A 12,762-nucleotide genomic window follows, 5' to 3' on the forward strand; every position below is an offset into this window, starting at 1 on the left:
AGAGGGCCCTACTTCCGGGCACGGCGCTGCGGGCGTGGTGGGGTGACACCATCGGCCAGGCGGCGAGTCCAGATGAGGAAGGCGGTGTGCGCATTCATGCGGTGCTCTGGGCGGGTAGCTAGGCCTTCGACCTTCCATTCACGCACCAGCGATTCCCATGCCTTGGGCTCGGTGAAGCACTTGAGTTCACGAATGCCTTCCATGACCTTCATTAGCTGTGGCACCGTTGCCACGTAGGTCATAAACACGCCACCTGGGATGAGGAGATCGCGCACGGTCTCCAAGTGTTCCCATGGTTCGAGCATATCGAGGATAACGCGGTCTACCGGCCCACCCAGGTCTGCAGCGGTAACGTCTGCCAGATCACCAAGGCGTGGCGACCACCACTCCGGCTGCTCGCCAAAGTATTCCTTCACGTTATCCACCGCATACTCAAGGTGATCATCGCGCACCTCATAGGAATACACATGGCCTTCTGGGCCGACGGCACGCAGCAAAGACATGGATAGCGCACCGGAACCGGCACCGGCCTCGAGCACGCGCGCGCCCATGAAAATATCGCCTTCTACCAAGATCTGTGCCGCATCCTTGGGGTAGATCACTGCGGCACCGCGCGGCATGGACAGGACGTGGTCCACCATCAGGTGGCGGAAAAGCAGGAAGGAGGAGCCAAGGGTGGACTCAATAACCGAACCCTCATCCATACCCACGATGTCATCGTGGTTAATTATGCCCTTGTGGGAGTGGAACTGGCCTCCCTCTTCAAGGATGACCGTGTAGTGGCGCCGCTTGGCGTCGGTAAGCTGCACGCGGTCGCCATAGGCAAAGGGGCCGGAATAAGCCATGTCTCAAGACTCCTCGAGGTTGCGATTACTATCCCACCAAGTATGCCTCAAGCGCTTGTGCAAGCCATACTTGGTCCCGCTCGCCCACCATTTCACGCGCCGAGTGCATCGACAGCATGGGCACGCCCACATCCACGGTGTCGATGCCCAAACGGGTTGCGGTGATGGGACCGATGGTCGATCCGCACGGCACGTCATTATTGCCCACAAAGCGCTGCACCGGCACGCCAGCCTTGTCGCACGCTGCTTCCCACAACGCCACTGTGGTGGCATCGGAGGCATAGCGCTGGTTGCCGTTGATCTTGGTCACTGGGCCCTTGCCGATTATCGGGTGGTGCGTGGGATCGTGCTTGCCCACGTAATTGGGATGCACCGAATGTGCCGCATCGGCCGAGACACAACTCGAGCGGGAAAACATCTGGAAGCGTTCCTCCTCGTTAGCTCCCAGTGCCCGGGCCGTTCGAGTAATGACGTCCGCCAAAATAGGCCCGCCCGCACCGTAGCGGGAGCTGGAACCTACCTCTTCGTGGTCAAAGGCCATCATGACCAAAATATCCTTGCCCTGATAGTCCTTGGCAGCATTCTTCATCGCCGCCAAGGAGGCATGTACAGAAGAAAGATTATCCATGCGCCCGGCTGCAATGAACTGCTCTCCTGCCCCAAAGACCTCACCGCGGGCGGCATCGGCCGTAATCAGGTTGAAGGATGCAATGTCCTGCTTGCCGACGCCCGCCTTCTCCCCCACTACCTGCAAGATCGATGCCTCTGGGTCACCGACGCCGAGGATAGGCTGCATATTGTGCTGTCGGTCTGGCTTGAACTCATCCTTGCGGTACAGGTGGATGGCCAAAGACGGCAGGCGCAGGACAGGGCCAGTATTTACCACATGCCGCGTGCCGTCCTTAGTCACAATCTGGCCAGCGACGGTCAACTCTCGGTCAAACCAGGTATGCAGTAGCGCCCCGCCGTAGACCTCTACTGCTACTTGCTGCCAGCCCGCCGCCGAAAAGTCCGGCGTGGGTTTGAGCACCAGGCCCGGCGAGTCCGTATGTGACCCCACGATGCGAAAACCAGAATTCTTATCCGCCTCCTGTGGTACATACCAGGCCGCTACCGCGCCACCGCGCACCATCACGTGGCCACCTGGCGCGGCCGACCATTCCTCGCTCTCATCCTGTAGATCAAATCCCACCTCGCGCAATTGGCGGGATACCTCCTCCGCAGCGTGATAAGAGGAGGGAGAAGCGGCGATGAAATCGAGGAATTCTTCGGTATAACTCATACCTCCTAGCTTGCCACGAAACGCACGGCGATAGGCTAGATACACCATGGCTACTTCATCGACACCCCGCCCGCTTGCCCTGTCACCCTCGCGCGCTTCCGATTACAAGCAGTGCCCACTGCTCTATCGCTTCCGGGCCATTGACAAGCTGCCCGAACCCAAAACCATTGCACAGGTCAAAGGAACCCTACTGCATGCCGTACTGGAGGAAATGCATAAGCTACCGCGCGCAGAGCGCACCTATCCTGCCGCAGTAAAGATGATTAAGCCCTCGTGGGCAGACATGACCGCAAAGGACGCGGAACTGCTCGAGCTCGTGCCAGAAGAAGACACCTATGACTTCTTCGTTTCCGCCAGAGAACTGCTCAAAGGCTATTTCCAGATGGAAAACCCACAGGGCTTTGATTGCCAAGAAACCGAGATGTACGTCAACACAGTTCTTCCCAATGGCGTTCCCGTTCGTGGCTTCATCGACCGAGTGGATCGCGCGCCGACGGGCGAGGTCCGCGTCGTTGACTATAAAACCGGCAAGAAACCACTGCCCCGCTATTCACAAGATGCCCAATTCCAAATGCGTTTCTACGCGCTAGTCTACTGGCGCATTCTAGGCACTATCCCCCACCAGTTGCGGCTTATGTACCTCAAGGTCTTGGACTCGATGTTTCTTAGCCCAAACCGAGAGGAGCTGGAGTACTTCGAGCGCGATCTCGGCGAGTTGTGGGCCAAAATTGAAGCCGATGGGCGCGCCGGGGATTTCCGCCCCAAGCCCTCCAAGCTATGTGGCTGGTGTGCCCACCAGGATCTTTGCCCAGAATTCGGCGGCACGCCGCCGCAGTACCCAGGGTGGCCTGGTTCCGCGGCGGATAACAAGGACTAGGTCCACGCGGCCTTAGAAAAGGCCGGAGATAGTGCCATCCTTATCGACGTCTATGTTGTTGGCCGCCGGCTTCTTTGGCAACCCCGGCATCGTCATGACATTGCCGGTGAGCACAACGATAAAGCCTGAGCCGGTGCGCGGCAGCAATTCGCGGACATGCAGCGTATGGCCTTCCGGCGCACCCAGTTCAGAAGCATCATCGCTGAAGGAATACTGTGTCTTGGAAATGACCACGGGTAGCTTGTCCCAGCCATTGTCCTGGATGTACTTCAGATCTTTAAGCGCCTTTGCCCCATACTCCACACGGTCGGCGCGATAAATCTCGCGAGCAATGGTCTCGATGGAGGCTTCAATTCCCTGCTGCGGATCGTAGAGCTGCTTGGCATCGCCCTGCAGGTTCTCCAGCAAGGTCTCTGCCAGTTTAGTCGCACCTGCACCGCCCTCGGACCAGACGTTGGCTTCTTCCAAGGCCACTCCAAAGTCCTTGGCCCACTGCCGCATAAACTCGCGTTCCACCTCCGTATCCGACCAAAAGAGGTTGAGCGCTACCACTGGCTTGATACCGAATTTGCGCAGATTTTCTACGTGGCGCTCAAGGTTGACAATGCCCGCCTTGAGCGCATCTACGTTCTCTTCCGTGAGCTTATCCTTGGCTACTCCGCCGTTGTATTTTTGCGAACGAATGGTGGCAACAACAACCGCACCGGCAACATCCAGATCGCCAAAGCGTGCCTTGATATCGACGAACTTCTCCCCGCCCAAATCGGAGCCGAAGCCAGCTTCGCTCAGGACAATATCGCCGAATTGTAGAGCGGTTTGAGTTGCTAATAGGGAGTTGCAACCATGGGCAATATTGGCGAATGGTCCACCGTGTACCAAGGCTGGCACCCCGCCGAGGGTCTGTACGAGGTTCGGATTAAGGGCATCACGCATCAGTGCCGTGAGCGCACCTTCTGCGTTCAGGTCACGCGCAGTAACTGGGCGTTCATCGTAGGTGAACCCGATGGTGATATCGCCAAGACGCTTCTTCAGGTCTTCAAGATTCGTGGCCAAGCACAAAATGGCCATGATTTCAGAAGCGGCAGTAATGGTGAAACCGGTTTCAGCAGGCACGCCGTGCGCTGGCCCGCCTAGACCAGTAACTACGTTGCGCAAGGCACGGTCGTTGACGTCCATGCACCGTTGCCACGTAACGCGTCGTGGGTCGATGCCCAACGCGTTTCCTTGATGTATGTGGTTATCAAGGATGGCGGCCAAGGTGTTGGTTGCGGAGGTAATCGCGTGAAAATCCCCGGTGAAGTGCAGATTGATGTCCTCCATAGGCACAATCTGTGCGTAGCCGCCGCCAGCCGCACCACCTTTAATACCCATCACTGGTCCTTGGGAGGGCTCTCGCAGGGCAACTATCGCTTTCTTGCCCAATTGGTCTAGGGCATCGGTCAAGCCGATGAGAACGGTGGATTTTCCCTCGCCGGCAGGGGTGGGTGATACGCCAGTGACAAGAACCAGCTGGCCCCGGTTTTCCTTGGAATAGTCAACCTTGGTGATATCTACCTTGGCTTTGGTGGTGCCGTAGGGAATCACGGCGTCGGAAGGGATGCCCGCCTTTGCTGCTATCTCTGCAATCGGCTGCAATTGGTGGGCCTGGGCAATTTCAACATCGGATGGCTGAGTAGTCATGACCTAAGCCTACCGAGCGGTTGAGTTAAATAGGGCTCATTTAGGCAAGAAAGTGAAATGGATTAAGTTGCTCGCTGATGCAGCAACCAAAAAGGCGCCCCTGAAGGGCGCCTTGGGGATGGATTTATCTTCCTCTAGTTATAGGAGGACGAAACCGAATGCATAGCCCAAGAGGACCGAGAGCACGATGCTGACCGTACCTGGGATCAGGAATGGGTGGTTGAATACGGCCTTGCCGATACGAGTCGAGCCGGTATCGTCCATCTCCACTGCTGCCAACAAGGTTGGGTAAGTCGGCAGGATAAACAGAGCGGACACCGCTGGGAAGGCAGCGACTGCGGTAATGGGGCTTACTCCCAGGGCAAGGGCTGCCGGCATAAGGGCCTTGGTCGTAGCTGCCTGCGAGTACAGCAACGCTGCAGCGAAGAATAGCACCACTGCGAGCAGCCACGGCGAAGATTCAATAACGCTGCCAGCCATAGACTGAATATCGTCCATGTAGTGGTTGATAAGGCTGGTGCCCAGCCAAGCCACGCCTAGCACACAAATACATGCGGACATACCGGACTTGAAGACCGGCGTATTCAAAACATCTCCAGCCGGGACCTTGGTCATCATAACGATAATGGTGGCAGCGGTGAGCATGACCGTCATAATGGCTTCATTACGTGGAAGGGTCGGGTCGGCGATAAGCCCGACCTGCTCCGAGGTCAGGGTGGCCCACGCCATCACGATGATGATGGCTACCAAGAACACGAGAACAGAAGCCTTGGCACCCTTCTGCGGAGAGTAGTTCCCTGCGCCCAGTGGTTCCTTGACCAGGCCTTGTGCCTTGCGCTCCAAGTAAACCGGATCATCTTCAAGCTCTTTGCCAAACTTATTAGCTACCCAGGCAGCTGGGAAGATAGACAGGAATGTCGCCGGAATAACGACCGCCAGTACCTGTAAATAGCCCACCCCAGTCGGCTCTAGCAGGCTAGCGAGCAACACCACGGCTGCCGAAATGGGCGAAGCACAGATTGCCATCTGAGAGGCAACTACCGCGATGGATAGCGGGCGTGAAGGACGAACCTTACCCTCTTTAGCTACCTCGACGATAACCGGCAAAGTAGAAAACGCAGTGTGCCCGGTGCCAGCGAGAACCGTCATTAGCCACGTAACAATTGGCGCGTAGAACGTGATCCGCTTTGGGTTTTTGCGCAGGAACTTCTCTGCAATGTGCACCAAATAGTCCATACCGCCAGCTCGCTGCATTGCTGCGATAGCAGCAATGACGGTCATGATGATGCCGATAACATCGAAGGGGATATCTTCCCTAGTAATGGGAACACCGGTGAGACCAAGCGCCAACACGCCGAGGCCGCCGGCCATACCGATACCAATTGATCCAATTCTCGCACCCAAAACGATGGCCGCGAGAACGATGACTATATGAACAATAACCATGGACGTACTCCATACGCTCTCTATGCAAACTATGGGCACGCATCTCCATAAAGAGTGCATGCCGTCCTCAACATCTTCTATTTTGCACCCGCTGTGGTGATTTATTCATTCAAAGTGCCTGTTTGTGTTGATTCCCACATAAAATAAGGATTCCGCTATAAAATGACCGGTATTCTAAGACGCATCGTCCCTGTACAGGAGAATAAAAGATGAATGTGAATAGTGCCCCTTCACCATGCACAAACCCCCGCAGCCTCCGCCTGCTTTACTTCCATGTGAAGTAAAAGTGGCGGCAACTGCGGGGGCCTACTCCGCGGGCACTATACCCTGCTGCTTCTAAAGCGCTGTGGGCTTAGTCTTCGTCAATGAAGAGCTGGCCTCGGAACTCTGGGTGCATGAGGTTTTCTACGGACAGAACCTTGTTCAAGGTTGCTTCATCCAGCAGGCCCTTCTCCAGGACGAGTTCCTTGACGCCCTTGCCGGTCTCCAAGGACTCCTTAGCGATCAAATCACCATTGTGGTGGCCGATGAACGGATTCAGGTAGGTGACGATACCAATGGAATTTTCTACGTAGGCGCGGCACACATCCGCGTTGGCGGTGATGCCCGTGACGCACTTTTCGTGCAGCGCATCGACGGCGTTGCCCATGATACGAATGGACTGGAACAGCGCTTCGCCGATGACCGGCTCCATGACGTTTAGCTGCAGCTGGCCTGCCTCAGCGGCCATGGTGACTACGTGGTCATTGCCGAAGATCTTGAAGCAGGTCTGGTTGACAACCTCCGGGATAACCGGGTTTACCTTACCCGGCATGATGGAGGAGCCAGCCTGGCGGGCTGGCAGATTAATCTCAGCCAGGCCAGCGCGAGGGCCGGAGGACAGCAGGCGCAGGTCATTACAAATCTTGGCGAGCTTCATCGCTGCGCGCTTGATGGTTGCGTGCAGTAGCACGTAAGCACCACAGTCAGAGGTTGCTTCAATGAGATCGCGTGCGGTCTTCATTTCCAAGCCCGTAACCTCAGACAAGGCTGCTGTGACCTGGTGGCGGTAGCCGGCAGGAGTGTTTACGCCGGTGCCGATTGCGGTTGCACCCAGGTTGATCTCCAGCAGGCGGCGCTGAGCATCGCGCAGCAATGCTTGTTCCTCGTTCAGGTTATTGGTAAAGCCCTTGAACTCATCGCCCAAGGTCATCGGAACAGCGTCCTGAAGCTGGGTACGGCCCATCTTCAGGATGTCCTGGAATTCATTGCCCTTGTCCTGGAACGCGGCGCGCAGGCCATCCATGCGCTCAATGAGGTGGTCAACCGCTGCATGCAGACCCAGGCGGAAACCGGTCGGGTAAGCATCGTTGGTGGACTGGGACATGTTCACATCATCATTGGGGTTGATTATGTCATAAGAGCCCTTCTCCTCACCAAGGTATTCCAGAGCGAGGTTGGCAACGACCTCGTTGGTATTCATGTTCAGCGAGGTACCAGCACCACCCTGGAAAACGTCCAGTGGGAACTGGTCCATGCAGCGGCCCTCTTCCAGGATCTGGTCACAAGCCCAGATGATGGCTTCGGCCTTCTTCTTAGGCAACACGTGAAGGCGACGGTTTGCCATGGCAGCCGCCTTCTTGACCTGGACCATGCCGCGAATGAAGTGCGGGATGGTGTTGATGGTCACATAAGAAATCTGGAAGTTTTCCATAGCGCGAACGGTGTGCACACCGTAGTAAGCGTCCGCTGGAACTTCCAAAGAGCCAAGAAGGTCGGTCTCGGTGCGAGTCTTCTTGCTGGAATTCTTAGGTGCCTTCTGTTCGGCCACCTTCTGCTGTGCAGCGTGAGTAGAAGTATCAGCTTCCTTCTTCTTCACGTCCTTTGCTGCAGACTTGGTGTCCTTTTCTTCTTTCTTAGAGGACTTTGCCATGATGGCTCGGCTCCTTTGCCTGTCGAGACTTATATTCGGATGAGTAACCTCAAGCGCTAATGTTAGCCACGACTGAATCTATTTGGGCCGACCCAGAAAATTCGCTCCCCCTAAAAGCGGGCGATGCGTAAATCAGAAGCCAAGATCGCCTCTGCGCCGAGTTGGGAAAGCCGGTCCATGACTTGGTTGGCGTTTTTCTTGGGAACCATCGCGCGCACCGCCACCCAGCCCTCACGCGCCAAAGGTGAGACCGTAGGACCGGTTAACCCGGGAGTAGTACCAGCAGCCGCATCGAGATTGGATTGCGCGATGTTGTAATCGATCATCAAATAGGTGCGAGCGTGCAAAATTCCCTGCATGCGGTCGAGCACTACCTGCTCTTCTTCGCTAACTTCAACCCCTGTGCGCTTGATTACTACGGCCTCGGACTCAATGATCGGCTCGCCGAACGGCGCCAACCCTTGTTGGCGCAAGGTAGTACCAGTTGACACGACATCAGCAATGACATCGGCAACGCCTAACCGGATGGAGATCTCTACCGCTCCGTCTAGCCGAATAACATCGGCCTCAATTCCATGCTCGGCAAGGTTCGCACGGACAAGATTGGGGTAAGAGGTCGCGATCCGGCGACCATCCAGTTGAGAGATATCCCACTCCTCCCCCTGCGGGGCTGCATAGCGAAAAGTAGATCCTCCAAACCCTAATGGCAGAACCTCATCAAAGCTCGCCTTTGAGTCGAGAGCTAAATCGCGACCGGTAATACCCAGATCCAAAACTCCGCGGGCGACATAGATGGCGATATCTTTGGGCCTTAAGAAGAAAAACTCAACCCCGTTATCCGCATCAACCACATTGAGTGTTTTGGAATGTCCACGCCCCTTGTAGCCGGCCTCTGCAAGAATGTCCACGGCGGATTCTGACAATGAGCCTTTGTTCGGTACAGCAATTTTTATCATGCGGATCCTTCCGTCCCGTGGGGCGCTGTTTAAAGGTAGTTGTAGATGTCTTCTGGGGAAAGCCCCCGCTTGAGCATCATGACCTGTGTCCAATAGAGCAGCTGAGACATTTCTTCTGCTAGCTCAGCGTCTGACTGATACTCTGCGGCGATCCACACTTCCCCGGCTTCTTCGATGATCTTTTTGCCGATGTGATGCTCGCCTTTATCCAATGCGGCAACGGTGCCAGAGCCAGCGGGGCGCTGGGCAGCTTTTTCGGATAATTCAGCAAAAAGGGAATCAAAGTTCTTCACGCCTACCTATTGTTCCACAGGTAGTTAGAGAATGTAGTAAAACCTAAAAGTTCTACTGCTATTCCGAAATCTTGCTAAACCACTCATAGACCTCGGAGGCCCGAGCACCGGCGAGGTGCCGCGAGTTGCGGAGCTGGGAGACCTCGGTGACCTCCGGCGGGACCTCCACCTCGTCATCTTCGGGCAAGCCGATGACTACACAGCCAGCATCAACTGCGGCGCGCATTCCCGTCGCGGAATCTTCAAATACCAAGCAATCCGCGGGTTTTGCTCCGATGCGGCGGGCCGCTTCGCGGTACATATCCGGTGCAGGTTTCCCGGCAGGTACTTCATCCCCGCAAATGGTATCGACAAAGTACTGCCGCCCCAACGCGCTAATGGCGGCATCGGCGACGTTGCGCTCGGTATTAGTCGTCACCATCATTGGCACGCCATCCGCCTTCAGCTCATGCAGCAACGCAGGAATGCCGGGAAAAATCTCCAGCTTGCGAGCGAAGAGCCCTTTGACATAGTCAAACATCCGAGCGCGATATCGATCGCTGTCACCGGGCTGCAGTGTCACCCCCGCATTATTTGCGCAGATCCCCAAAGTCGTCTCAAAAGTCGCCCCCACAGTGGCAAGGCGCTGGGTGGGAGTTAAACGCTTCCCCAGGAGCTCCGAGAGATAGAACGTTGCCTCCGCCCAAAGCGGCTCCGAATTGGTGAGCGTGCCATCCATGTCCCAGAAAATGGCGGCGGGCTTTGTCAGACCAGAAACGGCATCGGGGTGCTGCACGAGAATAAAACTAACTTTCTCTTTAAAAAGGCTGCGGGGTGAAACCGACCATGCGCTAAGGGCACAGAAGTAAGCGCCAAGCTGCGAATATGCCGCGGGCCGGCGCTTAAAAAGCGAGAGGACAAGAACTAAAAGTCTAGTTCTGGAATGTGCGATAGTGCTTCGTCATCTGCTCCAGTTGCCGCGCAGGCGTTGTAGATAAGCTCAGATAGCTCTTCCTTCTCTTCCGGCTCGAGGACAGCGTCGTGCTGGGCACGATTAAAATCGGCCAACGCACGAACGGTCTTGGACAACACGGTTACCAGCTGCGGGCCATCTGGATCATCCGGAAGGGCATCCAGCCCATCGAGCATATTCTCAAGGTGACCGCGCAGCTCCGGAAGCACGCTGGCATCAAACGGAGCCTCCCAGAACTCCTTTTCCTCCTCTTTGAGGTAATCGCCGGTGGCGAAGGACTTCAGATCACTTATGAACTCATCTACGGTGGGCTGGAAATCGGCGCGAATGCTCATGCTGTAGATACTGCCCTATCTTGGCTAAACCTGCACGCCGAGGAGTGAATTTAGGGCAGTGCGAACCAAATCGCCCGCTCCTTCTTCGTCTGTGCCTCGCTCAGCCTGCGACCACTTATCCACAGCAGCCAGCGCCGCCGGGGTATCGAGGTCATTGGCGATCGCCGCGCGCAGCTTGGCGACGACCCCTTGTGCCCCCGCCATGCTTCCTGGCGTAGCCACTGCTTCCCGCCACGCGGACAGACGGTGCTTTGCCTCTTCGAGCACTTCATCCGACCAATCCCGCTCATCGCGGTAATGCCCAGCGAAGACGCCCAAGCGGATAGCGGACGGCTCCTCGCCTGCTCCTACTAACTTGTGGACGAAGACGAGGTTGCCCAAGGACTTAGACATCTTGACCCCGTCGAGGCCGATCATGCCTGTGTGCACATAAAACTTTGCCATGCGGTCCACGCCAAGGGCCGCCTCGGCGTGGGCGGCGGAAAATTCGTGGTGGGGGAACTTCAAGTCACTGCCGCCACCTTGAATATCAAAGGTCGAACCTAAACGATTGGTGGCAATAGCGGAACATTCAATATGCCAGCCCGGACGGCCAGGACCAAAGGGCGACTCCCAAGCAGGCTCACCTTCGCGGTGAGCGCGCCAAATAAGTGCGTCAAGCGGGTTCTTCTTACCCGGGCGGTCTGGATCGCCGCCGCGTTCTGCAAAGAAGGTCTGCATCTCTGCCGCAGAATAATTGGACTCGTATCCAAACTGCTCGGTGGCCTCGATGGAGGCGTAGATGTCAGGGTAATCGGGATCATCTACGACGTAGGCCGCACCAGCGTCAAGAAGCTTCTGGACCATCTCCACGATTTCATCGACGGCCTCCATGGCGCCGACATAGTCTTGCGGCGGAAAGACGGAGAGCAACTCCATATCGGAACGGAAAAGGTCAATCTGAGACGTACCAAGCTCGCGCCAGTCCACACCATCGCGTTCGGCGCGCTCAAACAGTGGATCATCGACATCGGTGATGTTTTGTACGTAGTGAACCTTCTTCCCAGCGTCCAAAAAGGCGCGGTAGATAAGGTCAAACGTCAAGTATGTAGCGGCATGGCCCAGGTGGGTGGAGTCATAAGGCGTAATGCCACACACGTACATGGTGGCGGTATCCTCTGCGACATCTACGGGAGCGATGGTTTGATTCGCGGAATCGTACAAGCGCAGCTGCGCCGCATCACCGGGCACAGGGCGGAAGGAAGGTATAGGCCAAGAATGCATAGCCACCATACTAACGCGGTGTGCTTTAGAGCGGCTGCAGGACTCCCAGTGCCAACAGAATCATCACGAGAACACCGACTGGGATGCGGTATGCGGCAAACCACGAGAAGGAGTGGTTACCCACGAACTTCAGCAACCATGCAATGGAGGCGTAGCCCAAGGCAAAGGCGATGCCAGTGCCAACCAAAAGCTGCAGACCGGTAGCGGATTGGCCGGCTGCGGGAGAAAAGGCGTCGGGAAGCGAGAAAAGCCCCGAAGCTAGGACTGCTGGAATGGCAAGTAAAAAGCTAAAGCGCGTGGCCACCTCGCGGTCCAGCCCTAAGAACAGACCACCAGAGATGGTGCCGCCGGAGCGAGAAACACCTGGTATGAGCGCCAGGCACTGGCACAGGCCCATGACGATGGCGTCTTTCATAGTCAACTGCTCAAAGCCGCGCTCCTTCTTCCCTAGCTTTTCTGCGGCAATAAACACAAAGGAGAAAAGAATCAGCATGGCGGCAGTGATCCACAGGTTGCGCAGGGCTCCGCGGATTGCATCTTCGAAGGCATAGCCGATGATTCCGATGGGAATAGAGCCGACGATAACCATCCATCCCATGCGCCAGTCCTGTCCACGGGAGGACTTATCGGTCCAACCGCGGAACCAACCGGTAAGGATCTGCCAAATCATGGGAGCAAAATAAACCAGCACCGCTAGCTCGGTGCCAAGCTGAATGACTGCGGTAAAAGATGCGCCGGCATCCTTGCCCCAAAAAAGTTCGGAAACAATGCGCAGGTGACCAGAGGAACTAACCGGAAGGAACTCGGTCAGACCTTGCACGATGGACAAAACAATGACCTGTGCCCAAGAGACGGCATCTGTTGCGGTATTTGAAATCACCCGCTTCACACTACAGCGGAACACGGCTTCCGGTTTTTATA

The 12,762-nt window shown here is 56.2% G+C and carries 12 protein-coding genes; 1 reads left to right on the forward strand and 11 read right to left on the reverse strand.

What is annotated here, in order from left to right:
• Positions 1-8 precede the first annotated feature (8 nt).
• A complete protein-coding gene (locus QP990_RS04190; RefSeq protein WP_023021551.1) occupies positions 9-845 on the reverse strand; it encodes a tRNA (adenine-N1)-methyltransferase in 837 nt (278 codons plus the stop codon).
• Positions 846-873: 28 nt separating this feature from the next.
• Positions 874-2,127: a M18 family aminopeptidase gene (locus tag QP990_RS04195; RefSeq protein WP_284798511.1), complete on the reverse strand. Its 1,254-nt coding sequence runs from the start codon at positions 2,125-2,127 to the stop codon at positions 874-876.
• 46 nt (positions 2,128-2,173) lie between these two features.
• Here QP990_RS04195 and QP990_RS04200 point away from each other — a divergent pair, with 46 nt between their 5' ends.
• Complete coding sequence (locus QP990_RS04200) at positions 2,174-3,004, forward strand: RecB family exonuclease (protein ID WP_284798512.1); 831 nt, start codon at positions 2,174-2,176, stop codon at positions 3,002-3,004.
• Positions 3,005-3,016: 12 nt separating this feature from the next.
• On the opposite strand, the gene QP990_RS04205 is transcribed toward QP990_RS04200, so the two are convergent.
• The 9 genes from QP990_RS04205 to QP990_RS04245 form a co-directional block, all read right to left on the reverse strand.
• Positions 3,017-4,684: a formate--tetrahydrofolate ligase gene (locus tag QP990_RS04205; protein ID WP_284798513.1), complete on the reverse strand. Its 1,668-nt coding sequence runs from the start codon at positions 4,682-4,684 to the stop codon at positions 3,017-3,019.
• 138 nt (positions 4,685-4,822) lie between these two features.
• Positions 4,823-6,130, reverse strand: a complete 1,308-nt coding sequence (locus tag QP990_RS04210) for an anaerobic C4-dicarboxylate transporter (RefSeq protein WP_023021547.1) — start codon at positions 6,128-6,130, stop codon at positions 4,823-4,825.
• Positions 6,131-6,482: 352 nt separating this feature from the next.
• Positions 6,483-8,042 carry an aspartate ammonia-lyase gene (aspA, locus tag QP990_RS04215; protein WP_284798514.1) on the reverse strand — a complete coding sequence of 520 codons (1,560 nt, stop codon included), beginning with the start codon at positions 8,040-8,042 and terminating at the stop codon, positions 6,483-6,485.
• 110 nt (positions 8,043-8,152) lie between these two features.
• A complete protein-coding gene (gene hisG / locus QP990_RS04220; protein ID WP_284798515.1) occupies positions 8,153-8,998 on the reverse strand; it encodes an ATP phosphoribosyltransferase in 846 nt (281 codons plus the stop codon).
• 29 nt (positions 8,999-9,027) lie between these two features.
• Positions 9,028-9,291, reverse strand: a complete 264-nt coding sequence (locus QP990_RS04225) for a phosphoribosyl-ATP diphosphatase (RefSeq protein WP_284798516.1) — start codon at positions 9,289-9,291, stop codon at positions 9,028-9,030.
• Positions 9,292-9,349: 58 nt separating this feature from the next.
• Positions 9,350-10,066, reverse strand: a complete 717-nt coding sequence (locus tag QP990_RS04230) for an HAD family phosphatase (protein WP_284798517.1) — start codon at positions 10,064-10,066, stop codon at positions 9,350-9,352.
• Between the two features lie 128 nt (positions 10,067-10,194).
• Positions 10,195-10,578 carry a hypothetical protein gene (locus tag QP990_RS04235; protein ID WP_023021542.1) on the reverse strand — a complete coding sequence of 128 codons (384 nt, stop codon included), beginning with the start codon at positions 10,576-10,578 and terminating at the stop codon, positions 10,195-10,197.
• 24 nt (positions 10,579-10,602) lie between these two features.
• A complete protein-coding gene (gene mshC, locus QP990_RS04240) occupies positions 10,603-11,841 on the reverse strand; it encodes a cysteine--1-D-myo-inosityl 2-amino-2-deoxy-alpha-D-glucopyranoside ligase (protein ID WP_284798518.1) in 1,239 nt (412 codons plus the stop codon).
• A 25-nt stretch (positions 11,842-11,866) separates the two neighbouring features.
• Entirely contained in the window at positions 11,867-12,721 is an 855-nt protein-coding gene (locus QP990_RS04245; RefSeq protein WP_284798519.1) for an undecaprenyl-diphosphate phosphatase, read from the reverse strand.
• Positions 12,722-12,762: the final 41 nt, after the last annotated feature.

The sequence above is a fragment of the Corynebacterium sp. MSK071 genome (assembly GCF_030232125.1).
Taxonomy (GTDB): domain Bacteria; phylum Actinomycetota; class Actinomycetes; order Mycobacteriales; family Mycobacteriaceae; genus Corynebacterium; species Corynebacterium kefirresidentii.